Annotated in this window: 22 protein-coding genes, 1 tRNA gene and 4 pseudogenes; 17 read left to right on the top strand and 10 right to left on the bottom strand. The window is 43.9% G+C overall.

The window, feature by feature from the left end; all coding sequences use genetic code 11:
* Window positions 1–75 precede the first annotated feature (75 nt).
* From DSM107010_RS24535 to DSM107010_RS24520, 4 genes and pseudogenes are all read left to right on the top strand, one after another.
* A pseudogene (locus DSM107010_RS24535) lies at window positions 76–543 on the top strand (TonB-dependent siderophore receptor); the annotation flags it as partial.
* A 12-nt stretch (window positions 544–555) separates the two neighbouring features.
* A complete protein-coding gene (locus DSM107010_RS24530; protein ID WP_106168152.1) occupies window positions 556–1,542 on the top strand; it encodes an ABC transporter substrate-binding protein in 987 nt (328 codons plus the stop codon).
* A gap of 298 nt (window positions 1,543–1,840) precedes the next feature.
* Complete coding sequence (locus tag DSM107010_RS24525) at window positions 1,841–2,062, top strand: hypothetical protein (protein ID WP_106168151.1); 222 nt, start codon at window positions 1,841–1,843, stop codon at window positions 2,060–2,062.
* Window positions 2,050–2,457: pseudogene (locus DSM107010_RS24520) on the top strand (type II toxin-antitoxin system VapC family toxin). Before DSM107010_RS24525 ends, DSM107010_RS24520 begins: the two are co-directional and overlap by 13 nt.
* 160 nt (window positions 2,458–2,617) lie before the next feature.
* Here DSM107010_RS24520 and DSM107010_RS42415 read toward each other — a convergent pair.
* The gene (locus DSM107010_RS42415) at window positions 2,618–2,752 is read right to left on the bottom strand and encodes a hypothetical protein (RefSeq protein ID WP_256498658.1); all 135 of its coding nucleotides are present in this window, start codon (window positions 2,750–2,752) and stop codon (window positions 2,618–2,620) included.
* Between the two features lie 352 nt (window positions 2,753–3,104).
* Here DSM107010_RS42415 and DSM107010_RS24515 point away from each other — a divergent pair, with 352 nt between their 5' ends.
* On the top strand, window positions 3,105–4,055 hold the full coding sequence (locus DSM107010_RS24515; RefSeq protein WP_106168154.1) for an ABC transporter ATP-binding protein: 951 nt from the start codon (window positions 3,105–3,107) through the stop codon (window positions 4,053–4,055).
* 66 nt (window positions 4,056–4,121) lie between these two features.
* Window positions 4,122–5,897, top strand: coding sequence for an ABC transporter permease (locus DSM107010_RS24510; protein ID WP_106168150.1), 1,776 nt, complete (start codon window positions 4,122–4,124; stop codon window positions 5,895–5,897).
* A 55-nt stretch (window positions 5,898–5,952) separates the two neighbouring features.
* Here DSM107010_RS24510 and DSM107010_RS43090 read toward each other — a convergent pair.
* From DSM107010_RS43090 to ruvB, 4 genes and pseudogenes are all read right to left on the bottom strand, one after another.
* Window positions 5,953–6,102 (bottom strand): annotated as a pseudogene (locus tag DSM107010_RS43090) (type II toxin-antitoxin system RelE/ParE family toxin); the annotation flags it as partial.
* Between the two features lie 78 nt (window positions 6,103–6,180).
* Window positions 6,181–6,434, bottom strand: a pseudogene (locus DSM107010_RS24500) (hypothetical protein).
* 219 nt (window positions 6,435–6,653) lie between these two features.
* Complete coding sequence (locus DSM107010_RS24495) at window positions 6,654–7,526, bottom strand: tetratricopeptide repeat protein (protein ID WP_199755716.1); 873 nt, start codon at window positions 7,524–7,526, stop codon at window positions 6,654–6,656.
* The gene (gene ruvB, locus DSM107010_RS24490; protein WP_015152524.1) at window positions 7,523–8,638 is read right to left on the bottom strand and encodes a Holliday junction branch migration DNA helicase RuvB; all 1,116 of its coding nucleotides are present in this window, start codon (window positions 8,636–8,638) and stop codon (window positions 7,523–7,525) included. Before ruvB ends, DSM107010_RS24495 begins: the two co-directional genes overlap by 4 nt.
* A gap of 250 nt (window positions 8,639–8,888) precedes the next feature.
* Here ruvB and hisF point away from each other — a divergent pair, with 250 nt between their 5' ends.
* The 3 genes from hisF (at window position 8,889) to DSM107010_RS24475 (ending at window position 10,118) form a co-directional block, all read left to right on the top strand.
* Entirely contained in the window at window positions 8,889–9,659 is a 771-nt protein-coding gene (hisF, locus tag DSM107010_RS24485; RefSeq protein ID WP_106168149.1) for an imidazole glycerol phosphate synthase subunit HisF, read from the top strand.
* 121 nt (window positions 9,660–9,780) lie between these two features.
* Window positions 9,781–9,972: a hypothetical protein gene (locus DSM107010_RS24480; RefSeq protein ID WP_015152522.1), complete on the top strand. Its 192-nt coding sequence runs from the start codon at window positions 9,781–9,783 to the stop codon at window positions 9,970–9,972.
* A gap of 73 nt (window positions 9,973–10,045) precedes the next feature.
* Window positions 10,046–10,118 (top strand) — tRNA-Ala (locus DSM107010_RS24475).
* Window positions 10,119–10,142: 24 nt separating this feature from the next.
* Here DSM107010_RS24475 and DSM107010_RS24470 read toward each other — a convergent pair.
* A complete protein-coding gene (locus DSM107010_RS24470; protein ID WP_015152521.1) occupies window positions 10,143–10,469 on the bottom strand; it encodes a heavy metal-binding domain-containing protein in 327 nt (108 codons plus the stop codon).
* Window positions 10,470–10,592: 123 nt separating this feature from the next.
* Between DSM107010_RS24470 and DSM107010_RS24465 the strand changes: the two genes are divergently transcribed.
* From DSM107010_RS24465 to DSM107010_RS24450, 4 genes are read left to right on the top strand one after another with little or no spacing between them, the layout of a single operon-like run.
* Window positions 10,593–12,500 (top strand): OmpA family protein, encoded by a 1,908-nt coding sequence (locus DSM107010_RS24465; protein ID WP_127024132.1) that lies wholly within the window; start codon window positions 10,593–10,595, stop codon window positions 12,498–12,500.
* A 21-nt stretch (window positions 12,501–12,521) separates the two neighbouring features.
* Entirely contained in the window at window positions 12,522–13,037 is a 516-nt protein-coding gene (locus DSM107010_RS24460; protein ID WP_106167892.1) for a Rab family GTPase, read from the top strand.
* Complete coding sequence (locus DSM107010_RS24455; protein ID WP_015152518.1) at window positions 13,021–14,040, top strand: adenylate/guanylate cyclase domain-containing protein; 1,020 nt, start codon at window positions 13,021–13,023, stop codon at window positions 14,038–14,040. Before DSM107010_RS24460 ends, DSM107010_RS24455 begins: the two co-directional genes overlap by 17 nt.
* A complete protein-coding gene (locus tag DSM107010_RS24450) occupies window positions 14,037–15,137 on the top strand; it encodes a sensor histidine kinase (RefSeq protein ID WP_106167891.1) in 1,101 nt (366 codons plus the stop codon). The genes DSM107010_RS24455 and DSM107010_RS24450 overlap by 4 nt, the downstream gene beginning before the upstream one ends.
* Window positions 15,138–15,265: 128 nt before the next feature.
* Here DSM107010_RS24450 and DSM107010_RS41505 read toward each other — a convergent pair whose 3' ends face one another.
* A complete protein-coding gene (locus DSM107010_RS41505; RefSeq protein WP_106167890.1) occupies window positions 15,266–15,478 on the bottom strand; it encodes a chlorophyll a/b-binding protein in 213 nt (70 codons plus the stop codon).
* A gap of 416 nt (window positions 15,479–15,894) precedes the next feature.
* Between DSM107010_RS41505 and DSM107010_RS24440 the strand changes: the two genes are divergently transcribed.
* Window positions 15,895–19,047, top strand: a complete 3,153-nt coding sequence (locus DSM107010_RS24440; RefSeq protein ID WP_106167889.1) for a hypothetical protein — start codon at window positions 15,895–15,897, stop codon at window positions 19,045–19,047.
* Window positions 19,048–19,213: 166 nt separating this feature from the next.
* On the opposite strand, the gene mnmH is transcribed toward DSM107010_RS24440, so the two are convergent.
* The gene (gene mnmH, locus DSM107010_RS24435) at window positions 19,214–20,275 is read right to left on the bottom strand and encodes a tRNA 2-selenouridine(34) synthase MnmH (RefSeq protein WP_106167888.1); all 1,062 of its coding nucleotides are present in this window, start codon (window positions 20,273–20,275) and stop codon (window positions 19,214–19,216) included.
* 114 nt (window positions 20,276–20,389) lie between these two features.
* On the opposite strand from mnmH, the gene DSM107010_RS24430 reads away from it, so the two are divergent.
* On the top strand, window positions 20,390–21,382 hold the full coding sequence (locus tag DSM107010_RS24430; RefSeq protein WP_106167887.1) for an aldo/keto reductase: 993 nt from the start codon (window positions 20,390–20,392) through the stop codon (window positions 21,380–21,382).
* Window positions 21,383–21,441: 59 nt separating this feature from the next.
* Here DSM107010_RS24430 and DSM107010_RS38710 read toward each other — a convergent pair whose 3' ends face one another.
* Both DSM107010_RS38710 and prfC read right to left on the bottom strand, forming a co-directional pair.
* On the bottom strand, window positions 21,442–21,579 hold the full coding sequence (locus DSM107010_RS38710; RefSeq protein ID WP_015152512.1) for a hypothetical protein: 138 nt from the start codon (window positions 21,577–21,579) through the stop codon (window positions 21,442–21,444).
* Between the two features lie 96 nt (window positions 21,580–21,675).
* On the bottom strand, window positions 21,676–23,316 hold the full coding sequence (prfC, locus tag DSM107010_RS24425) for a peptide chain release factor 3 (RefSeq protein ID WP_015152511.1): 1,641 nt from the start codon (window positions 23,314–23,316) through the stop codon (window positions 21,676–21,678).
* Window positions 23,317–23,420: 104 nt separating this feature from the next.
* Here prfC and DSM107010_RS24420 point away from each other — a divergent pair, with 104 nt between their 5' ends.
* On the top strand, window positions 23,421–23,762 hold the full coding sequence (locus tag DSM107010_RS24420) for a DUF4870 domain-containing protein (RefSeq protein ID WP_127024129.1): 342 nt from the start codon (window positions 23,421–23,423) through the stop codon (window positions 23,760–23,762).
* Between the two features lie 100 nt (window positions 23,763–23,862).
* A complete protein-coding gene (locus DSM107010_RS24415; protein WP_127024126.1) occupies window positions 23,863–24,831 on the top strand; it encodes a hypothetical protein in 969 nt (322 codons plus the stop codon).
* Window positions 24,832–24,857: the final 26 nt, after the last annotated feature.

The following is a 24,857-nucleotide window of genomic DNA, read 5'->3' as shown; positions in this document are numbered from 1 at the left end:
TGTCGAGACTGACGTAAATCTGAGTCTTGGTTTGTATTCTACCCTGATTTCACGCTCTTTCTTTACAAAGTCCCATTAGGCTTCGAGGTTCAAACAGGGGAACAGCGCAGCCGAGGCATCGAACTTAATCTTGCAGGTGAAATCTTACCAGGGTGGAATATTTTTGCTAGTTATGCTTACAACGATGCCGAAGTCACAGAAGATAACGTCATTCCAGTAGGCAACCGTGTAGAACTTTCAACTCCTCATGCTGCTAGCTTGTGGACAACTTATGAAATTCAACAAGGAGACTTGCAAGGTTTGGGTTTTGGTTTAGGACTTTTCTATGTAGGCGATCGCGCCGGAGATAGAGCAAATACATTTGAAGTCCCCAGCTACCTAATAACAAATGCTGCCATCTTCTACAAGCGAGACGCATTCCGTGCTGCTCTCAATTTCAACAACCTCTTCGACATTGATTATTTTGAAAGTGCTTTCAATCGGTTGCGCGTTCATCCTGGTACGCCATTCACCGTGCAAGGAACAATTTCCTGGGAGTTTTGAATTAGGGTTTTCATGAAGAGGTTTTTACATCATCTCACCTATCTGCTCTGTCTGGGAATTATCACATTTGTGCTGGTTTGTGCCTGTAGCCAGAGTAGCTACCAAGATGCCACATCTCCAGCTTCAGCAGATTGTCGCATTATACAACATCCGATGGGAGAAACCTGCGTTCCGCTCAATCCTCAACGAATTTTTGCTTTAGATGTTCTGAGTCTTGCTGACACCGTTGCTTTGGGTATCAAGCCGATCGCCGCAGGAATATGGTCTCCTAGAGAGGGTATCTTAGAACCTACTCCGCACTTAGCAGAGAAAATCGAAGGCATTGCTTTACATAGTTTTTCTAGTCAGCCCAATTTAGAGAAAATTCTGCTGATTAAGCCCGACTTTATTATTAGTGTTTCCGATCCTTCAATGCGAGGAATCTACAAGCAACTGTCACAAATTGCTCCTACTGTATTAGTTCCCTGGGCAGAAATTTCACGAGATTGGAAACAACACTTGAAAGAAACTGCAAAGGTTTTTGGAAAAACAGAACTAGCCGAGCAACTTTTAAATGGATACTACCAAAGAGTGGAAAAACTGAAACAGGCATTAGTTACTTTGCACGACGCTCCACAAAAAAACTACAGTCAGCCATTTCATGCATCATTTGTCCATGTTAGTAATGGATTATATCTTAATCTTAAAGATTCCTTTTCTGGCACAATATTGAACGATATTGGGTTATTGTTGCCTAAATTGTCTAATCAGCTAGCATTACCAATTTCTGAGGAAAGTTTAGCCGAAATTGATAGCGATGTTCTTTTTATTGGAACATACAGAGAAAACGATCGCTCTACCCTTGAGTATTTTCAACGCAAACCTCTATGGTCAAAGATTAAGGCTGTTCAACGCGATCGAGTGTATCTTGTTGATTTCCATACTTGGTACGGCTTTGATTTTTTTGCATCTCATGCCGTATTGGATGATATCGAGAAGTACTTAGTTAAGAAACCTTAACTTCACACCTAAACAACAAATTCAACTAGCTCGATCTAGCCGATCGCCCCTACAACTCCTCTCCTAGCTGCCGCAGTCGTTGGGCTAGTGTTCTGCCCGTTGCCGTTCCGCTTCTGCTTCGCTCAAACAGCGATCGCCATTGCGAATCGAAGACGTTTTGACTTTTAACTTTTGACTTTTCGTTGGCGATCGCTACCAGAAAAACTAACAGATAGTTTGCATATTAAGCATAGTTCATAAAGTCAGTAGACTCAATCGTAAGGTCATAAAATAATTTTTGTAAGATATTGACATAACAATGCTTAAAAGTTACGTAGCGATGATTGAAAATGGTCAACTAAAATGGTTAACAGACGAGCCGAAACCATCATCTGCCCGTGTAATTGTGACGATTTTAGAAGATACCACGCCATCAGTAAAGCGTCGGACTCCTCCTGCTTCAATCGCAGGTAAAGGTAAAACCTTGGCTGATTTGATTAGTCCTGTGATTGAAGAACAAGACTGGGAATGTCTCAAGTAATTGTTCTAGATACTCATATTTGGATTTGGTTTGTCACCCAGGAATTCGAGCTATTTCCATCTCACTGGCGAGAGGCGATCGAAACTGCTGACCAAGTAGGTGTTTCACCTGTATCCTGCTATGAGGTCGCTTTAGCACAGCAAAGGAGGCGACTAGAATTGCCTTGTAGCGTCGATCGCTGGCTTGAGGATGCTTTGGAACCAACAGGTATTACCTTGTTTCCACTGACTGCCAAAATCGCTTACCAAGCTGTTAGCTGATCGCCTGTTCACAAAGACCCCTTCGATCGTTTAATTATTGCTACAGCACTAGTTTATACAGCGAAGCTAGCCAGTATTGACAGCTTGTTTTCTCAGTATTCAGAACTCGATACACAATTGATGAGATCGACTTAAAGATTGACCTGAGCACAAATAGCATCCCAATCTCAATAGCATGAAGTTGATGCGACGATGGAAGATTAAGACTTCAAAGGGGTGAACTTTTTACAATTATTGGCTCGATCGGTTGGTAGTAAATCAAGCGACATTTTCATCCAGATGGAACCAAATGCACTCAGACATAATTTCTCGCCGCATCAAGCTTTGCTTGCAACAGCGAAGGATTTTTTCTTCGTTCTGCTTTTGCTATAGCTTCTGCTTCAGCGATCCGCAGATCGATTTCTTCTCGATGGTCGTAGTAAAATGCCATAGCAAAGTAGGAGATTGTTGAAAAAGTTTGTTGAATATCGAATCTCGCCGCATGAAAAATTCTGAGTTAATCTATTTCTTACAATCAGCGATAAATCCGATACAGCAGTTGTACTAGATATGTAAAATTCCAGCACCCTCCGACTTTCGACTTTTATACGGGCGGGTTTATCAGAATAATTATTTGTTGTTTCAGGGATCTGCAAAAAAAACCGCCCTTACGACTTCCGACTTTTTTTGTCACAATCGGCATTTAACCCTACTGACAAAATAGATCCAAGCAAGCTAAGCTATCCGATAGTGAAGTTGCGTTCATGACGCTGACTTACCCTTGTCTCCCAAACTTAGCACCCATGCTCAACGAACTGGCAATTCGCACTTGTGGGCTGACGAAACAATTCGATCGCCACATTGCGGTGAACGACGTCGATTTACAAGTTCAGGCTGGGGAAGTCTACGGCTTAATTGGACCGAACGGTGCAGGTAAAACAACGCTAATTCGGATGTTAGCAGCAGCCGAGGAACCAACTAAGGGAGAAATATACATCAATGGCGATCGCTTGGTAGGCGATCGCGACAATTCTACTCTCAAACAACGCCTGGGTTATTTACCCGACGATTTTCCCCTCTACGACGATCTCACCGTTTGGGACTACCTAGACTATTTTGCGCGGCTGTACAAGTTGAAAGAACCGCGCCGCAGTCAACGCTTGCGAGAAGTCTTAGAACTCGTCCAATTGAGTCAAAAACGTCGCAGCTTAATTGCTACCCTGTCGCGGGGGATGAAGCAACGCCTGAGCTTGGCAAGAACAATCATCCACGAACCGATTGTATTACTATTAGACGAACCCGTTTCGGGACTTGACCCAATCGCCCGAAGGCAATTTCGGGAAATTATTAAGGTATTGCAAGAAGCGGGAATGACGATTTTGATTTCATCCCACGTTTTAAGCGACTTAGCAGAGTTATGCACTTCTGTGGGCATTATGGAGTTGGGCTTTTTGGTCGAAAGTACGACCTTGAGTCAGTTATATCAGCGACTCGCCCGCCAGCAAATTTTCTTAACAACCTTGGGAGAAATCGAAAGATTAACAGCAGAATTGAATAATCACGCCCTCGTAGCGGGATGGGAGGTGTTACCGGGAGGACAGCGGGTGCAGATAGATTTTACTGGAAATCAGGAAGACTGTGCGGATTTATTGCGATCGCTAATTGCAGCTGGCGTTCCTTTATCTGAATTTCATTGTACTCAGGAAGACTTAGAAACAATTTTCCTCAAACTAGGACACCAGCAAGCGTCTTAACTATGGGTTAGGAGTTAGGGGTTAGGGGTTAGGGGTAAGTCAAAAGTCAAAAGCTAAAACTCAGAAGTGACAGCTAATAAAGGACTAACTACCAACTACCAATTACCAATTACCAATTACCAGAACGGGAGATTTATTCTTATGAGATTAAGTTGGATAGAAAAATTGGGGGATAAAAACCCTCAGTTGTTGCGGGAGATTAAAGGGAGATTTAAACCGCGTAATTTAGTTATTTCGATAGTTATTTCTTTACTGGGACAATTTTTCTTATTTCGCATATTTCAAGCAAAATTACCATCTGCTAGTCAAGGTTGGTCAATGCCAACTCGTCATCCTTTATGTACTGGCGACCAGTGGGAATATTCCATACCTGAATGTCTCACAGATGCTGCGGGAAATCTTTTGATTAATTGGCAGATGTGGTGGTGGGATGTATTTTACACTGTCAGTAAGTTTGGTGTTTTTGCCCTCATTTTAGCAGGCACTTACACGCTGATTAGTGACTTAGCTAATGAAGAACGTCGAGACACGCTCAATTTTATTCGCCTCAGCCCTCAATCAGCTAAAAGTATTTTAATTGGCAAACTATTGGGTGTACCAAGTTTGCTGTATATTGTGGTGGGTCTGGCTGTACCACTGCATTTAATCGCCGGCATTGGGGCGCACGTTCCTCTAAGTTTAATTTTCAGCTTTTACGGACTAGTAATTGCTAGCTGTATTTTCTTTTTCAGTGCTGCTTTACTATTTGGTTTAGTGAGTGCTTGGCTAGGTGGATTTCAAGCTTGGTTAGGTAGCGGTGCAGCATTTGTGTGTCTATTTATTGCCACTGCCAAACCTGTACTTCATACACCGTCAGACTGGCTAAATTTGTTTTCACCATTTTTGATTTTTGAGCAAATCGCTAAGGCAACTGAACTAGAAAACTATAGTTTGTCGCTGCTTAGCACGGCAGATTTAGAACTATTCTATCTGCCTATAGGCGATGCGTTGTGGGCAACATTGGGTTTGGCAGTTCTCAACTTTGGGGTTGGGACGTACTGGATTTGGCAAGCTTTGCAGCGTCGGTTCCATAATCCTAGTAAAACCATTTTTAGTAAGAGTCAAAGTTACTTGATGGTAGCAAGTTTGGAGACGATCTTAGTTGCATTTGCTGCTACAACACCTAAATACCGATATTCAACCAATCTCGGGCATAACTTTCAAGAATTGCTTGTCTACAACTTGGTATTGTTTATCTGTTTGATTGTAACTCTCACGCCGCAGCGTCAAACCTTGCAAGATTGGGCAAGATATCGACGGGAAAGAGTTAGCAATCGTCAAAAGTTCTTGAGTTCTTTGCTAGTCAAAGATTTGACGTGGGGAGAAAAAAGCCCAGCTATAGTCGCGATCGCACTAAACTTAGCTATTGCTGCTACGACTTTAACTCTTTGGATTACCTTTGTCTTACAACCGATTGACAAACAGCCTGCTTTCTTGAGTATGGTTATTGGTGGTAATTTGTTACTGATCTGTGCTGCGATCGCCCAACTTTTAACATTTATGCGGGCGCAAAAGCAAGGTTTGTGGATTGCTGGGGCTTTGGGTGCGGTCATTTTATTACCCACAGCGATTCTCACCGTGTTATCAATCGCACCACAACAAATTCCTGGGTTATGGTTGTTTACTCCTTTTGCTTGGTTTGCGTTAGAAAAAGCCAGCAATACAACCATCTTTTTGGCGCTATTAGGACAGTGGAGTGCAGTCACTCTCTGTACGATTCGCATGACGCGCCAGATTCAACGTGCGGGTGAATCGAGTACTAAAACTTTAATGAGCGATCGCCCTTCTTTACCTGTAGGATAAGCATCGATCTACAATACATTCGTAGGGGCGTACATCTGTGCGCCCTTATATATTTTTAACCTTCTCCTAAAGTCTGTTGTGCAGCATGTCTGATGTGGAGAATGCGAACTGTAGCCACTTCATTATTCTCAATAATAGTGAAAAGAATACGGTACGAATTACGACCTTTACCGTAGATAAGTTGACGAATTTCTTGACTAAAATAATGATGCTATTTGAGATATTCGTAGAAATGCACTATCTACTTATCCCTCTGCCACACTAGAAATTTCGATACGATAACTCACAAATCAGTTGACAGGTTGTATTTAAGGCGCTGTTCTCAGCAAATTCTTGAAACGAACGGGAACGTCCCGCTTCAAAATCATCTAATCCACGCTGAATACCTGCAATAGCTTCCTCAGAGTCTTGCAACTCCCACTTTAAAATGTCAGTTATCAATTCAGCCGCAACAATACTTACATCTTGTCCTTGTTGTGCTGCTTTTTCCCGCAGTTGCGCTTCTACTTCTGGACTCAGAGAAATGACAATTGACATAAACTCTGTTTTTTGAAAATCGAGCCTCTACGTGTGATTTTAACAAATTAGCTAAGTTTTCGAGCAATTAGAGTCATGTCATTATTTACGTGCTAAAGGCTGCTATCGTGCAAACTCAGGTAAAGCTTTAGTTTTTGTTGCACACTTCAAGAAGTATATAGTCTCTAAAGCTTTTAGACATAAACAAAAAGCAGTTCAAGAAAAAGACAACCTATATTATTACTTAAGCTGTTGAAACTTTTCTAAAGCTGCAACCATAGTGGGGGGCCAACGGCGAATCTTTGTGACCCAGTTAATGTCTTTATAACGAGGGTCTAAGCCTACAGCAGCAACCCAGTTACTTTCTGCTTCTCCCTTATTTCCCTGTTCCCAAAGTACAGCAGTCAAAGCAGCACGAACATCGGCAAATTGAGGATATTTGCGAATTATATTTCGCAGTTCGCGCAGGGCTTTATCTTTTTGACCATCTTGATATAAAGCTAGGGCATAATTGGCACGGGCAAAAGCAAAATTAGGGGCAGTATCGGCAGATTTTTTGTAATCGACGATCGCCTTTTCCCATTGTCCCAAACCTGCTTCAGCATTCCCGCGATTGTTATATGCCATTGCATCGTTAGGATCGATTTCTAAAATATGATTATAATCGACGATCGCATCTTCCCATTTTCCTAAACCCTCCAAAGCCGCACCGCGATTTAAGAAAGGATCGGTCACGCCTGGGGCAAGTTCGATTGCTTTGTTATAATCGGCGATCGCTTCATTTAATTTATTTTGACTAACTCTAGAATTGCCTCTGTTACTCCAAGCTGCCGCATTGGTGGGAAATTCTTCGATAATTTGCGTCCAATAAGTTTCAGCTTGGGGAAAGTTACCTTTTTCAGTCAGAGTAAAAGCCTCGTTCGCCAATTTCTCTAGATTTTGTAACTGTTCTGCACTCAGATTTGGCGGTGGTGATTGGGCAACAGCTGGTTCTACCCACCCTACTATGAATAGCGCACTGAGTAAAAGTGTCAGCACGCAGACGCGCAGATTGGCACTGACAAACTCAATCTTGTCCGTATTGAAGCGCGTCCAACTGGGGTTGTAAATCATAAATCTGACCGCGATAGTAACGAGAGTTGTTCGTTGGGTAGTTTCAAACCTAAATGCTTGTATGCCGCAGGAGTGGCGACGCGACCTCTAGGAGTCCGTTGTAAGTAACCAATTTGCATCAGATAAGGTTCGTAGACTTCCTCAATTGTCTGGATATCTTCACCCGTCGCCGCTGCTAGGGTTTCAATACCCACGGGTCCACCATTAAATTGTTCGATCGTCACGCTCAGCATTTTTCGGTCTGTCCAATCTAGACCGCAAGGGTCTACCTGATATAATTCTAGAGCTGTTGCGGCTACATTTTGCGTAATTGTACCTGCTGCCTTGACTTCGGCATAGTCTCGCACTCGTTTTAGCAGGCGGTTGGCAATACGGGGCGTACCTCGCGATCGCTTGGCAAGTTCCAACGCCCCGTCATCGCTAATTGGTGTTTGCAATAACTCAGCCGTCCGCAAGACAATTTTACGTAACTCCTCTGGTTCGTAGAACCGCAACCGCTGCACCGAACCGAAGCGATCGCGTAATGGCGAAGATAGCGCCCCAGCGCGGGTTGTCGCTCCTACCAAAGTATATTTAGGTAGCGTGATACTGCGAGTCTTGGCACTTGCTCCTTTACCGATCGTAATATCCAGACGATAATCTTCCATCGCCGGATACAAAATTTCCTCTGCCATCCGCGACAGGCGATGAATCTCATCAATAAATAGAATATCTCCTGGTTTGAGACTCACCAGCAGACCCATAATATCTCTAGGTCTTTCTAAAGCTGGGGCGCTAGTAATCTTGCAGTCTACTCCCATTTCTCCCGCCAAAATTAGCGCCATCGTAGTTTTACCCAATCCAGGCGGACCATATAACAATAAATGATCTAGAGTTTCTCCTCTTGCTTTAGCGGCTTGAATCGCAATTGATAGTACCTCCTTCAAGTCTTTCTGCCCGATGTAATCGGCAAAGGTATGGGGGCGCAAGCTTTGTTCTTGTTTGCCTTGTTCCTCCACAGTTGCCTGCGGTTGCAACAAATCCTCTATGACAGGCTGAGGTTGAGGTTTCTTCTGTTGCTTTTTTGCAGGCTTAGAAGGTTCTGACGGTTGTTTAGAGGAGATAATTGCCATAACTAGGAGCTAGAGGCTAGGGGCTAGAGGCTAGGGGAAGAAGAGAGCTGAGGGAGCTGAGGAAGCGCAAGGTTGCTGAGGGAGCTGAGGAGATTAATCAACTCCTGACTCCTTTCTTCACTGATAACTGATAACTAGTCATTGGTCAGTGTAACGTCTACTATCAACCAACAACCACTAATTACCAATGACCAATTACCCATCACCATTTATATATGTATAATCTCTGGAGTCATTGGAAAGGCGAACTATGTTAGCTAAAAGAATTTTGCCTTGCTTGGATGTGAAGGCGGGGCGGGTTGTGAAGGGGGTAAACTTTGTCAATCTCCAAGATGCAGGCGATCCGGTGGAGTTGGCTAAAGTTTATAACGAAGCTGGGGCGGATGAGTTGGTATTTCTGGATATTACTGCGACCCACGAAGACCGTGACATTATTTTTGATGTAGTTTATCGCACTGCCGAGCAAGTGTTTATTCCTCTCACGGTTGGCGGGGGCATCCAATCCTTAGAACAAATTAAAAATTTGTTAAGAGCGGGAGCAGATAAGGTTAGCATCAACTCCGCCGCAGTTAAAGACCCAGACCTAATTAATCGTGCCAGCGATCGCTTTGGCAATCAGTGTATAGTAGTGGCTATTGATGCACGGCGACGGCAGGATGTCAATAATCCTGGCTGGGACGTTTACGTTCGTGGTGGGCGGGAGAACACTGGCATAGATGCTCTGCAATGGGCGCAGGAAGTCGCCCAACGGGGTGCTGGGGAGTTGTTGGTAACGAGTATGGATGCCGATGGCACTCAAGCAGGGTATGACATAGAATTAACTGGCGCGATCGCCTCATCTGTAGAAATCCCAGTTATCGCCTCTGGTGGTGCGGGGAACTGCGAGCATATCTACACTGCTTTGACTCAGGGGAGAGCTGAAGCTGCTTTGTTAGCTTCGTTGCTGCATTACGGTCAACTGAGTGTAGGACAAATCAAATCTTATTTGAGCGATCGCAACTGCCCCATACGTCTTAATTAGATCTAATTGGTATTATAAATTTGCCAAATTTCTGTAGCAAGAAAAACTTAACCTCTAATTAAGACCAGGTTCCTGAGAATTAGTTAAGATATATGAAATATGTTTTAAAATATCTTAAAAAATGCTGACAGTTATTCTCATTTTTGACGTAGCTTTAGTAGCTTGGTCGCTCCACCTGATGGAAGAGGCGTTTGCGAAGAAGGAATTTTCGATGATGCTGGCAGGGGTGTTAGTGGCAGCTAGTGCCGCAGCCATGTTAGTTGTCTACTTTTTGATGGGAAACTGCATGAGCTACTTAGCACGCGGATATTAATGCTTAAAATGATTGAATAGTGCGCATTGACAGCAAAGAGAGATTTAAGGCATAATAAAAAACGCATTTGTGCGGGGTTATAGCTCAGTTGGTAGAGCACCTCAATGGCATTGAGGGGGTCAGCGGTTCGAATCCGCTTAGCTCCATTTGAAGTAGAGGGATCGACATGATTACTGGCACACGACAGCAGTACCGCTGACTGCTACCATCAACATACTACCGCCATTGCCAACACCAATGGTTTCGTAATCGATATCGATGCCAATTACCGCATTAGCACCGAGAGCTTCAGCCTGCTGAATCATCTCGCGCATAGCAGTATCTTTCGCTTCTCTGAGCGATCGCTCGTAACCTGCCGAGCGACCACCGACAATATCCCGAATGCCGGCAAAGAAATCGCGAAAAATATTTGCCCCTAGAATCGCTTCGCCACTGACAATACCGAGATGCTGGACGACGCGCTTGTCGCCAACTAAGCTGGCTGTGGTTAAAATCATATGACTCCTTTAATACTTGCTTTAAATAGTTGTATAAGATTTGTCGGTGTTTCATGTCCTCTTGACTACAGGTGGCTATACAATTCAATGTGAGTATGGGGGATATTAGGAAACGCTCGGCAAATGACTGACTCTTCTCGTCGCCAATCTACTGACAGAACTTCAAGCTCTGAAGCTGAGGCACTGACTGAGCTAGAGAGTCTGTTGGATCGATCGCAAGACACCCATCTCACTGCTGCTGAAGTAGAAGTCTTAGCTCAACTGCGTCAGATAGTATTGGAGCAACAGCCACAGACACCAACAGCGCGATCGCAACCACCGCCCCACAAGAATTTTACTACCGAAGAGGAAGCGATCGCCGAATTACGGGATTTACTTTTCGGTCCCGAACTCCAAGCAAAACTCGATAAATCGCAACTCCGAGTCGAAGATGTGAGTCGGGTTTTGCCAGAGGCGATTATTCTCAGGTCATTACAGGACGACCAACTGACTCAAGCCGCCGTCCCAACTGTAGAACAAGCAATTCAAACCTCTGTTAGAAGAGACTTGAATACGCTGTCCGATGCTTTGTTTCCCATCATCGGACCTGCTAGCCGCAAAGCTGCAATGGCAGCACTGAAAACTTTTGTTGCCACCTTTAATCAAGCACTCGATCATAGCTTAACCCCAAGGAGTTTTCGCTGGCGCTTAGAAGCAATGCAAACTGGTAAGTCTTTTGCCGAAGTTGTCTTGCTGCGAACGCTAGTTTATCGGGTAGAAGAAGTTTTTTTGATTCATCGTCAGACTGGACTGTTGTTACATAGCTTGGCAGTAGATCCGACTGCTACACAAGATGCAGATCTGGTTGCAGCTATGTTAAAAGCAATTCAAGATTTCGTGCAAGACTCGTTTAAGGTTAAGCAACAAGATCGGTTAGACGCACTAGAATTTGGTGAATTGACGATTTGGATCGAGCAAGGTCCCCAAGCAATTTTAGCAGGCATAATTCGCGGTAATGCACCCAAAGAATTAAGAGAAAACTTTCAAGCCACCCTAGAAACAATTCATAAGAAATTTTACCAGCCACTTTTGAATTTTCGCGGCGACGATACTCCATTTGAAGCCAGTAAATCTTATTTAGAAAATTGCCTTCAATCCCAGTATCAAACAACTTCAGATAAACCTTCACCGCTTTTATTATTATTGATCGGCGGACTCTTGTGTACGCTGGGATGGTGGAGTTTTATGTCTTTTCAAGCCCGACAAAAGTGGCAGGCATATTTAAATACATTAAACTTGCAAGCAGGAATAGTTGTCGTCAGTGCTGATAGTCATTTTGGCAAATACTATATATCGGGATTGCGCGATCCGTTGGCTGCTGACCCCATTCAATTAATCTCAGATGCAGAGATCGATCCTAAAAATGTTGTCAGTCGTTGGCAACCTTACATCTCTCTAGAGCCGCAATTTGTTACGAAAAGAGCGGAAAAATTATTACAGCCACCAAAAACCACGAGTTTGAAAGTCGATCGCAATGGCGTTCTTTATATGACTGGTATTGCACCGCGACAGTGGATTGCGCAAGCAAAAAAAGTTGCGCCTAATCTCCCTGGAGTGACGCAGTTACAGACAGAGCATCTGACTGAAACTGAACTTCAAGAATTGCTCAAAACTAAAACTGAATTAGAACGAGAAATTCTCTTATTTGTTAACGATCGCCCGCAGCTTTTACCAAATCAGCAACAGAAATTTGAAAAGGTCGTTGCAGCTATTCAAAAACTCACAAAGATAGCTCCAATTGTGAATAAGGATGTACGCATTGAAATTAAAGGACACGCAGATAGCGATGGTTCGACCGAGCATAATATGTCTCTCAGTCAAGCTAGAGCAAAGCAAATTTTATCAACCTTAGTTTCGCAAGGAATCAGAGCTTCTGATTTAACGACAATTGGCGTGGGAGCGCAAGAACCTTGGCAACAAAAAGCTAGCCAAAACAATCGAGAAATGAATCGTCGCGTTTCTTTTAAGGTATTTTTAACGGATGCACCCTAGAAAAAATTTGCTGTTTGAGATATGATTCAAAAAAAAATATGTATGGTCGGTGCGTTTGCTACGGGAAAAACGAGTTTAGTAGCGCAATTCGTTAAAAGTATTTACTCAGAAGTATACCATTCTACCGTAGGAGTGAAAATTGATAAGAAACTAGTTAAAATTGGCGATAGAGAAGTCAATCTAATTTTGTGGGATATCCACGGCGAAGACGAGTTTCAGAAATTGCAAATGTCTTATTTAAGAGGTGCATCTGGTTATTTTTTAGTCGTGGATGGAACCCGTCGTTATACTTTAGATAAAGCCTTATCTTTACAACAAAGGGTAGAAGAAACTATTGGTAAAATTCCTTTTATATTGGTATTGAATAAATCAGATTTAACAGGTGATTGGGAAATAGAGGATTCAGTAGTGGATAGTCTTATACAGAAAAACTGGACGGCGATCGAGACTAGTGCTAAAACGGCTACAGGTGTAGAAGAAGCCTTCGCCAAACTCACACAACAAATGCTGGAGGCAATGGATGTCTCACCTCCCTAGATCCATAGCCAAGTACTTTCAAGAGTCAATTTTTGAAAGTCGTTGTCCGGCTTACTTTTTAGTGCAGGATGGCTGTTTAGTGAGCTGGGGAGGTCAATTATCATTGTATGGATTGCATCATCTCGAACGAGGAGAAATTGTTGAAAAAAAGATTTTATTTTTAGCGGGATTGCTACCCTTTCGGAACTTGCCAATTATCTTACCTTGCATAAAAATGGAGTCGGGAGTTGCTGCCGAGGTTCACATTTTCTCTACAGATGAAGGTGACTGGATACTATTACTGGATGCAAGTCGATACGAACATCAATACAGCATCCTTCAGCAACAAGGCAACGATTTGAGTTTAATTCGCCAACATCACTCTCGCTTGTTAGAACAAAGCCTACACGATCGCGTTGCAGCCAACTTATCTGAGGAATTAGTAGCGGTATTAGAGAAAGGCGATCGCCGAGATGTGACTGTTTTATTAGCTAAGATTTGCAGCCTCAACTCCTCGATTGAAGATTACCCACCAGCAGAAGCGATCGCCACTCTCAACTCATATATTTCCACGATCGTGCAGCCGTTACTAGATCGAGGTGGGATAGTAAGTAAAGGTTTTGGGGATGCTGTGACAAGTTTGTTTGGCATACTTCCAGTGACTGGTTCGCCTGCGGTGCGTGCGATTGAAGCAGCGATCCGAGTTGTAGAAATAGTACGAGAGATGAGTCAGGTGCGGCAAGTCGATAAATGCATTGCATTTAGTGTCGGCATCAGTATTGTTTCTGGTTCCCTGATTGTGGGTATTACTGGTAGTCAGAATCAAAAAACTTTGATTGCTGTTGGCGATCGCATGGCAATTGTAGAACAGCTAGGATTTCAAGCAACTCCTAACGCGATCGCGATCGATCGCAACACATACGATCGCATCGGTGAGATGCAAACTCGCTTCAGGAGAAGTCATACTATATCTAAAGACATTGCTAGCGAACCAATCCCTATCTTTACGTTTTTAGTAGCATGAGCGAGGAAAGCATCATAGATGAGCTATTTGCGGCACTAAATGTCGTTGTTCTAGAACGATTGGAGTATGATTCATTCAAGCTCATCGGTACTGCACCTATCTGGTTCGTACAATTTTATGGAGACACTGACTTACAACAACAGTTGATGCCGGGACATAAATTTCCCGTACTCGATAATTTTTTGATCGACGCAGAAGCCTTTTGGCAGAAACATCAATCGGGAAGAATTAAATCTGGACTGTGGACGGAAACGGACTTATCAGGACAAGAATTTTATTTAGAGGCTTCAGCAGTTTGTCTAAATGAGAAAAAAATATTATTAATTGCTTCTAATTATAAAGAGCATCAGTTTTTACTCCAAAAAGCCAGAGAAAACAGTTTAAATTACTACAATTTGTTAAAAGAAATTCAAAAAAAAGAAGTATTAATTCATTGTATCGTTCACGATCTAGCCGGACAGTTAACGGGAATCAAGTATTGTTTCGAGCTACTCTCACTCCAAAACCTTAATTCTAAAGCGCAAGAATACTTAAATATTGGTAAAAAGCAGTGTCAAAAACAAGAGACATTAATTCGAGAAATTTTAGATGCTTTTGCAGCTGAAATTGAGATTTTGGAAGGGGTGGGGAACGATCCACAACAAGCACCAGATGCGCTAGCTTGCGTTTTAGAAGTTGTGAATGCTTTATCACCAGTTTTCTTTCTCAATCAGATCGATTTACGGCTACAAATCGATGTTGATAAAACCAAAGAATGGAAAGTTGTAGGAGAAAAGTCACGTCTGGAGCGAACGATAACGAACTTGGTAGAAAACGCCTACAGGCACAGTCCACCAAACTCTGCGGTGACAATTGGGATCGCAGAAGAGGGAGATTTCATGACGATCGCAGTTGACGATATGGGTTCTGGCATAGAACCAGAAATCGCTACAACTTTATTTCAAAAGTTTTCCCAAGGCAAAAATAGACCGGGAAGAATTGGCTTAGGGCTATATTTCTGTAGAATTACAGTAGAGCAATGGGGTGGAAGTATCGGCTATAAAACCAATTCTCAAGGGGGAGCGCAGTTCTGGTTTCGCTTACCGAAAGTGTTGTAAAACAAGTTTTGTAAAAAGCATAACAGTCTCTCCCAAATACGTTTCAAGAGAGACTGTTAGATTGAATCTTTGAAAAAAGGCAAGGTTTGTAGAGCGAAACCCCCCTGAAAAAGGGAGGTTTGAGAAATCTAGTAACCGATGAGATGTAGTACGTCGCGCAGAACGCTAAAGCCTGCTAAGTCCCAAGTCAAATAGGCGAGAAATCCAATCATTGCCAAACGTCCGTTCCATAGCTCGGCTTGAGGATTCAACCCAAAGATGAATGCGTTTCTGTCTACGCCATTGTACGCTTTAGCAACTGGTGGTACATCTGTAGCTGGACGAGTTTCACGAGTTTCCATTTTTTGCTCCTAATAAAGCCGCTTCACATATCTTTAATTTAAAGGGGAATTTAATTCTTGCTTTCTGTCTAGAGGTACAAACTAGCAGCACTTCTCTAGGACTAATATAAAGTGAATTTTTCAGGAGGAATTCTATCAATAGACGGTGTAAATCGCGATGAAGCGATCGCTTGGTATTGTTAACAACTTGTAATTAGTATCTTGACGTACATAAACGCTACTGAATACATTTACTCGCCTCAGAAGTAAATCTGAATTCATCCCACTACAGGCAGAGCTTTCAGACTTGGGGTGGATGTTTGACGCTGTTAAATGCAGCATTTTTAAGCTACGGGGTTAAATAGTATTTTTAGCTCCTATATTTCCTCCTCACATTGTATTTAGACGCTCAGCACAGCACAAAAGAAGGAAAAACCATGTTTCAGAATCCAGAAATTTTACTGGGACTATATAAACCTTTCTCCTGGCTGGCACAGTTAACTCCACCAGATGGGGGTGTGACGACACCAGCAGAGGCAGCGTTTGTATTTTCGGGTCCGAGATTTTTTGTTGCTTTAATATCAGGAGTGATTCTTGCCTTTGCCGTACAACTTGTATTAACAAACCTCTCTGTGGCTGCTGGGATTTCCTATTTAGGACGGCAATCAGACTCAGATTCAGGTAGCAGCGAATCTGGGAGTGTGGGGGGAACGATCCGTAAAATTGGTACGGCAGTAGGTATTTGGACGTTAATAACTGTCAGCATTGCTCTATTCATCGCTAGCTTTCTTGCCGTTAGTTTAAGCCTGCTGAGCGTAGATGTAGGACTGGGAGCAGTTCTCGGTCTAGTGATTTGGGGAGCTTACTTTTTACTGCTGGTGTGGGTTAGTTCCACCACAGTCGGTTCCTTGGTTGGTTCTGTCGTGAATACGGCAACCTCGGGTTTTCAAGCAATTATGGGAACGGCTACCGCTGCTATGGGAGCAAAAGCTGTCAATCAGCAAGTCGTACAGACAGCAGAAGCGGCAGCTGCGGCGGTGCGGCGAGAACTAGGTAGCGCGATCGACCCGACGACAATTCGCGAGAACCTGGAAGATTATATAGACATGCTGCGTCCGCCAGAGATGGACACGACAAAGATTAGAAGAGAATTTGAGACAATTTTACGCGATCCGCAACTGGCAGATCTTGCCGGAACCGATGACTTGCGGAATATCGATCGCCAAAAGTTTATCGATCTCGTCAGCAGCCGTACCGATTTATCAAAACGTGAAGTCAATAAAATTGCCGATCAGTTAGAAAGCGTCTGGCGGGAGGTGGTGGCGAACCAACAACCCAAACGCGATCGCATGGATGAGTTGATCGAATACCTCAAGTCCGTGCAGCCGGGACAAACTAGGACGGACGAGTTGAACGCCAAGATCGATCGACTCACAGAAGAAATGCGATCGTCTAAGCAAGCCGACCAAAGACAAGCAGACCAAGCCGACAAAGCCACCGCAGGTCCAGTACAGCAAACGCTGCAAACGGGAATCAACACCCTGATGGGAATGGTGATGGGACGTGCCGATCTATCAGATTTAGATGTGGAGAAGATCTTGCGATCGCTCCTCACGGCTAGAGATAAAGTCACCGAGGGAGTAGACAAGGTTGCCACTCAAACAGGAATGAAATCTGCTGAAGTTCCCTACACGACCATTAGGGCGGATGTAGAAAACTACCTGCTCAACACTTATACTTGGCAATTAAGTCAAGACAGGATGGATCGGGAATTCCGCGACGTTCTCTACGATCCAGCAGCCGATCCACGAGCAGTCCGGCAACAGATCGAGCAACTTTCTCGCAACGATTTTGCCCGATTGTTGCAACAAAAGGGAATGCTGACCCAAGCTCAAATTCAAACTATAGCCGATCGCTTGGAACTGATTCGTCAAGATGTCTTGACCACAGTAAGAGGTATTGAAGAAAGGGAAGCCGTCCAAGAACTCCAGCACCGTGTAGAGAGTTATCTACTGACAACGAGTAAAGCAGACTTAACTCCAGAAGGAATTGAGCGTAACTTCAAACCGTTATTAGAAGACTCGGATGTCGATTACGAAACTCTTGGTTTGCGTCTAGCTAGGTGGGATCGGGACTCGTTGCGACAAGTCCTATTGCAACGTAACGATATTACCCCAGAAGAGATAGAGCCAATTTTAGATCGGTTGGAGGCACAGCGCGAAAAAGTCTTAGTTGAGTCTAAAGGACTGGCAGACCAGGCAAAATATCAAGCTGAAACCCTGTGGCTGAACTTGGAATCTTACCTGCGCAACACTGGCAGAGATGAATTGAATCCCTATGCAATTGAGGCTGAACTGAAGACTTTACTGGAAGATCCGCAAGCGGGGATGGCAGCACTAAGGGCGCGGTTGTCTCGCTTCGATCGCGAAACCCTGGTACAACTGTTAAATCAGCGCCAAGACTTGAGCGAAGAACAGATCAACCAAGTTATTAACCAAGTTGAGGGGTCTTGGCACAACGTGCGGGTTGCACCGCAAGTTTTGGTGGGTAAAGCGAAGGAACAATACGACTCGGTGACGAATGCGATCGCCGATTACCTGCGCAACACTGGTAGAGAAGAGTTGAATCCAGAAGGAATTCAGCGCGACTTTCAGCGCTTGTTTGCCAATCCGAAAGAGGGATCGGCAGCCCTCAGAAGGCGCTTGTCTCACGTAGATCGAGAAACCCTGGTGAAGTTATTGAGCCAGCGGCGCGATTTGAGCGAGGAGCAAGTCAACCAAATTGTCGATCAAATGCAAACTTCGATTCGGGATATTATCAAAGCGCCCCGTCGTCTGGCAACTCGCACGCAACAAAGAGTTCAGAGTTTCCAAACTTATTTGGAAGAGTATTTACGTCATACAGGTAAAGACGAACTCAATCCAGAAGGCATTAAGCGGGATTTGTCTTTGTTGTTACGCGATCCGAAAGTAGGAATTGAGAGTTTGAGCGATCGCTTGTCTCACTTCGATCGCGAGACGTTAATTGACTTGTTGAAGATGCGGGGTGATATGTCCGATGCGGAAGCAGCTAGAACTGTCGATCAGGTATTAGCTGTACGCGATAATTTTGTCGATCAGGTACGAGCCATTCAACGGCGGATTCAAGATGCGATCGACAGCGTATTCGAGCGCATTCGCAGCTATCTCAATTCGCTCGATCGCCCAGAGTTGAATTACGACAGCATTCAGCGGGATATGCGCAAGTTATTTGACGACCCGCAAGCTGGGTTTGATGCTTTGCGCGGACGGCTATCTTCGTTTAATCGAGATACTTATGTAGCGATTTTGAGTTCTCGCGAGGATATTTCGGAGGCGGATGCGAATCGAATTATCGATCGAATTGAGTCGGCGCGTAACAACGTGCTGCAAAGAGCAGAACGCATTCAGCACGAAGCACAGAAGCGATTGGAGCAAGTAAAAGAACAGGCAGAAAAGCAAGCGGAAGAGACGCGCAAGGCGGCGGCTTCAGCTGCTTGGTGGTTGTTTGGTACGGCAACAGTTTCGGCATTCTTTGCTGCTTTAGCGGGTGCGATCGCTGTGGCGATTTAAATAGCTTAGGTTATGGTTGAGCCTCTCACTCCGGTGAGGGGTTTTTTTATCAGTGCTGAAGGCACTAGTCTTGAGTAAACCACAGATCTGTAGGGGCGCACAGAGAAAGCGCCCCTACAAATGTCACGCACGCAATCGAGAATTGCTATGAAATGGAGTAAAAAGATTAGTCTTCAGACAGTGAGAGCAACTTATTTAGAACATGCTCAATATTGATATCGGATACATCTGACATAAACAAAGACTTTTCTACATTGGCATAGTCTCTTTGTATAGAGCAAGAATAGGTTGGATCGTAGTGAAAAAGGAGTAGCTCTTTAACGATATCTTCTCCTTTTCTAGCATCGATTAGCTGAAACCAATAGTTTAATTTTTGTTTTCCATATCTAGACTTTAATTTTGCTAGTTTAGTTTTTAAAAACTCAGAGTGAGTTTCTAAATATGAGTATTCTCTTAAAAGAAATGCAACTCTACTATCTATAGGTAGCTGAATTTCTATACACTGAGATTGCTTCATTTTTTGCCATAGAGGTAGAGGTAAATAAATTTTTCCAATTTTGTTACTTTCTGATTCTATCCATACAACTCGATCGCGATTGAATTTATGTAATTGCTGTAAGAGCAATGATTCAAAGTACTTCTGTGAGGGTTGAGGAGTCGGTTGTAGTTGCCATTCTTCACCGAGTAAAGAACCGCGATGGTTGGCGATCGCCTCTAAATCTAAAACCTGGATGCCGCGCTGTTGTAACCTACGTAAAATCAGCGTTTTACCGCTACCTGTAAAACCGCATAAAACTTTATAGGTAAATTGAGTTGGGAGTTGCTCTAACTGTTGCCGCACGTAGGCGCGATAAGTTTTATACCCACCTTCCAAGACGGTAACTCGCCAACCAATTTGTGCTAGTACCGCAGCCATACTATTAGAACGTTGTCCGCCGCGCCAGCAATAGACTAACGGACGGTAATCTTTGCCTTTATCTGCAAAATGCTGTTGGAGATGCTGAGAAATATTTTTAGCTACTAGTGCTGCACCAATTTTACGCGCCTTGAAAGGATTGATTTGTTTATAAATCGTCCCCACTTCAGCACGTTCGGTATCATCTAGTACTGGAAGATTAATAGCACCAGGGATGCGATCTTCTGCATATTCGCTCGGGGAACGAACATCAATAATTTCGCTGTAAGTTTCTGTCCAGGGTTGCTGGGTATAAATCGGAGAAGGTGGCATTCCAGTCAAATTTTATCTATTTTGATTGTGCCATTTTTAGAAGTTTTACTTTGCTACCATACGAAGAGATATTCGTTGCCCTCAGTGTCTTGCTGAAAATTTAAGGAGCTAATAATGACAGATAAGACCACTCGGCGCAATTTTTTGCTTACTGGTGCGGCTGTAGCAGGTGGAATTATTGGTAGCACGGCGCTACAACAAAATCAAACTGATAGCGCTCAGTCTACGGCACAAAATACAGCGGCTAAATCGACGGGAAAGATGCTAGAAAGGGTACTGGGACGCACAGAGATTAAAGTTCCAATTTTCGGCTTAGGCGGAGCAGGACAAACGCCTCTATCTTGGCAGGGAAAAGAAGGGGATGCAGTCGCAATAATTGAAAAAGCGATCGCATTAGGTATTCGTTATTTTGATACTGCGGCAAATTACGGTCCGAGTGAAGATTATTTTGGTAAAGTCTTGCCATCTCACCGAAAAAATATATTTCTTGCTAGTAAAACAGATGCTAGAGATCGAGATGGTGCATGGCGTGAATTGGAGCGATCGCTCAAACGTCTCAATACAGATCGATTAGATTTATGGCAAATGCATCATGTCTCTTTTACTGAAGATTTAGAGACTATTTTCGGCAAAAATGGAGCAATTCAAGCTGTCGAAGAAGCAAAAGCCCAAAAACTCATTCGCTTTGCGGGAATTACCGGGCACCACGATCCTAATATTATTGCTGAAGGTTTGCGCCGCTATTCATTTGACGCGACTCTAATTCCCGTCAACGCAGCAGATAAACACCATCCACGTCCCTTTCTTCCTGTGGTTCTACCAGTTGCAAGGGAGAAAAATGTTGGTGTAATTGCCATGAAAGTTCCGGCTTACGGTCGCTTATTCAAACCTGGTGGGTTAGATGGGATGAATCAAGCATTAGGATATGCTATGTCTCAACCAGGAGTGCATTGTTGTGTTGTGGCAGCAGAAACGATCGCTCAATTAGAAAATAATGTTCGTGTGGCTCAAGCTTTTCAACCTTTATCTAAACAGGAATTAGCGGCGATCGAGCAACGCACTGCTGCTATTTGGGAGGATAATACCTTCTTTCGAGCATGGACGTAAGAATTCGGAATTCGGAGTTCGGAATTCGGAATTCGGAATTAAGCAGAAAGTTGTAATTGTTAAATTTTGCACCATTTACAAACTAATTTGCCATCGATGGGAAACCATTGAGCGACTAATTTACCTTTTTGTTGAGTAGGATTGAATTGTCGTTGGGTTGGTTGAACTGCGGTTTGGGAAGTTGCGATCGCTTTCATAAATAAACTCCTGTTAGAAAGATTGAATTGGATAACAATCTTTCTATACGGAGAAGAGGCGATCGCTATGCAGTCGAGACGTTACATGTAACGTCTCTACAATTCTCCGTTGCGATCGCTTGCACTCACAGAAGTTAAGGGCGCAATTTTACTTAATTTCAAATCTGGGTGGTCTGCTTCGAGTTGCTGGCAATTCCACTCGTTACGAAATAACAACACGGGACGATTGAGGGAATCTTTCACCGTCATGGTGTTAAAGATCCGCCCTACTTTTTCTAAAGCTTCCCAACCATCAACTACCCAACGAGTGACAGTGTAAGGCAATAAGTCTAGTAGCGTCTCAACTCCATATTCGTTTTGCAAGCGGAACTGTACCACTTCAAATTGTAATTGTCCTACTGCTGCTAAAATTGGGTCGCGCTTGGATTCATCCACTGAATACATAATCTGGACTGCGCCTTCTTCTCGCAACTCGGACACGCCTTTTTGAAATTGCTTAAATTTAGAAGGGTTGGGGTTTCTCATCACGGCATACAGTTCGGGAGAGAAAGAAGGAATACCTTCGTACTCTAGCTTTTGTCCTGTATAAATCGTGTCGCCGATCGCAAACATGCCTGGATTATTCAAACCAATCACATCACCGGGATAGGCTACATCAATCGATTCGCGGTCTTGAGCAAATAATTTTTGGGGTCTTGACAAACGGATCGTTTTACCAGTGCGGGCATGGTTTACCGTCATATCTTTTTCAAATTTACCCGTACAGACGCGAATAAACGCCACGCGATCGCGGTGTTTCGGGTCCATATTTGCCTGAAGTTTGAACACGAAACCCGAAAATTCTGGATAGGAAGGAGCGATTTCACCCATACTGCTAACACGGGCATAGGGTTTGAGGGCGTAGTCCAAGAAGGCATTTAAAAACAACTCCACGCCAAAATTTGTCATGGCGCTACCAAAGAATACCGGAGTCATTTTGCCTTGGTGGACGAGATCTAAATCTAGTTCCGATCCCGCTTCTTCTAAAAGTTCTATATCCTCTTTCAGTTGGTAGTAAAGGTCTTGTTCCAACAACTGCTCGATGCGCGGATCGCCCAAATTAACGATCGTATCCGCCGCCGCTTTGCTACCGTGAGCCGTCCGTTCAAATAAGTGGATCTGCTGCGTGCGACGGTCGTATACACCCTTAAAGCGATCGCCCATACCAATAGGATAGTTTACCGCATAAGTCTGCAACCCTAATTCTTTCTCAATTTCATCCAACAGCGATAGTGGTTCTCTCCCAGGACGGTCGAGTTTATTCACAAATGTAAAAATGGGTAGCGATCGCAGTTTACAGACTTCAAATAATTTGCGCGTCTGCGGTTCCAAACCTTTCGCAGCGTCGATCAACATCACCGCATTATCTGCTGCTGCCAGGGTACGATAGGTGTCTTCGCTAAAGTCTTGGTGTCCTGGCGTATCTAGCAAGTTGATCTGAGCGTTGTGATATTCAAACTGCAAGACTGTTGAGGTGATAGAAATTCCCCGCTGCTGCTCCATTGCCATCCAGTCAGAAGTTGCCTTGCGCTGCGCTCGTCGCGCTTTGACGGCTCCTGCTTCGTGAATTGCTCCCCCGTACAGCAATAACTTTTCTGTTAGTGTAGTTTTACCTGCGTCTGGGTGGGAGATGATGGCGAAATTGCGTCGCCGCTCCACCTCTGTTTGTAAATCTGCTTGTAGGTCGTTGGAGATCATTGAAGCTTAGCTGTAGGATGTAACAGGAAGTAAAAACCAGAGTCTAGCAGAATCTAATTTACCTTTATTTAGGATAACAATCTGCAACTGAGGAATGTGTTTGTATGTACGACCCTGACAAGCGGAAACTGCTATCGGCGATTAGCCACGGAGCAATCTTTTTCAGTACCACTCTGGTATCTGTTGGTATCCCCATCGCGATTTTATTTGTCTCCGACGATCCAATCGTCAAGGAAAACGCCAAAGAAGCGATTAATTTTCACTTAAATGTCTGGTTTTGGGCATTAGTTATTGGCGTGCTGGTGACGATCAGCTTTGGTTTATTATTTCCTTTAGCTGGACTGGGATTTTTAATTCATTGGGGATTAACTATTCTGGCGATCGTCAAAGTCTTGAGTCATCCTGACGAGTCTTTCCGCTACCCTTTTATCGTGCGGTTGTTATAAATTTCTGACAAAGATGAATTGCCAAAAATCTTTCTTTTCCTAAATTTGCCGCATAGCACCTGAAGCAATAGTCAGAGAGCTTTAAGTCATAGGTGCGTCAATGGCTACTGACTATATTCTGTTCATTCATGGCGTTAATACTCGCGAACAGCAGGCACAGCCAAGCTATGCCAACGATTTGATTAAATTGCTCGATCGGGCGATCGCGTCCCATGCACCGACGCTCAATCCTAAATATATTCCGCTTTACTGGGGCGACACTCTATTTGACGAACAACAAAAACGTCTGGATAAGTTCCGCGCCTCTAGCCAGTGGAAGCGTCTGTGGTTTCGCAATTTCCGCTCCACACAACTGATGCAGTTTATTGGGGATGCAACATTATATATCAACCGTCATGTTGGTGCTAAAGTTGTTGAGGAATTGGCACGGCAAATAGAAGCGAATTTACCTTCACAACCCCAGCTAGACGATCGCTTGCATATAGTGGGTCATAGTTGGGGGACGGTAATTTTATTCGATATTCTGTTTGCAGGACGTTGGGATCTTCCTAATGTACCAGGTGGCGATCGCGTCCGCACGATCCGCCAGCGAATTTTTGGTGTAGCACCGGAACGCGAACGGGGTATCCGCCTTGCTAGCATTCACACGCTGGGTTCTCCCATTGCTTTATTCAATCTGATCGATCTCGTCCCTGATGCGACGACAGGACTCGGTGATACTTACGATATTGCCAAGAATTTACAAGAGCTACTGCAAACCTTGTATCGAGAGCGCAGACAGCAGCCTTTACCTTGGTACAATTTCATTCACCCCAGCGATCCGTTTGCTTGGACGCTGAAAGAGGTGATGCAGGATGTGGTAGGTAGCGGTTTAGTTGAAATTGAAGATGTCATTACCAGAGATACCGATCTTACCGATTTGCTGATGCTGCCTTTTCGCCAAACTCCTGTATCTTTGTTAATTAATGGTGGCGATGCTCATGCTAGTTATTGGCGCTGTCGAGATGTGGTGCAAAAAATGAGTAGCGCGATCGCTTCTAATAGATTGAAACAACCTGCGATCGCATAGAGTTCATTTAATATCCTTAATATTTT

The organism is Chroococcidiopsis cubana SAG 39.79, assembly GCF_003991895.1.
GTDB classification, from domain to species: Bacteria; Cyanobacteriota; Cyanobacteriia; order Cyanobacteriales; family Chroococcidiopsidaceae; genus Chroococcidiopsis; species Chroococcidiopsis thermalis.
This window is presented reverse-complemented; position numbering and strand designations above follow the sequence as displayed.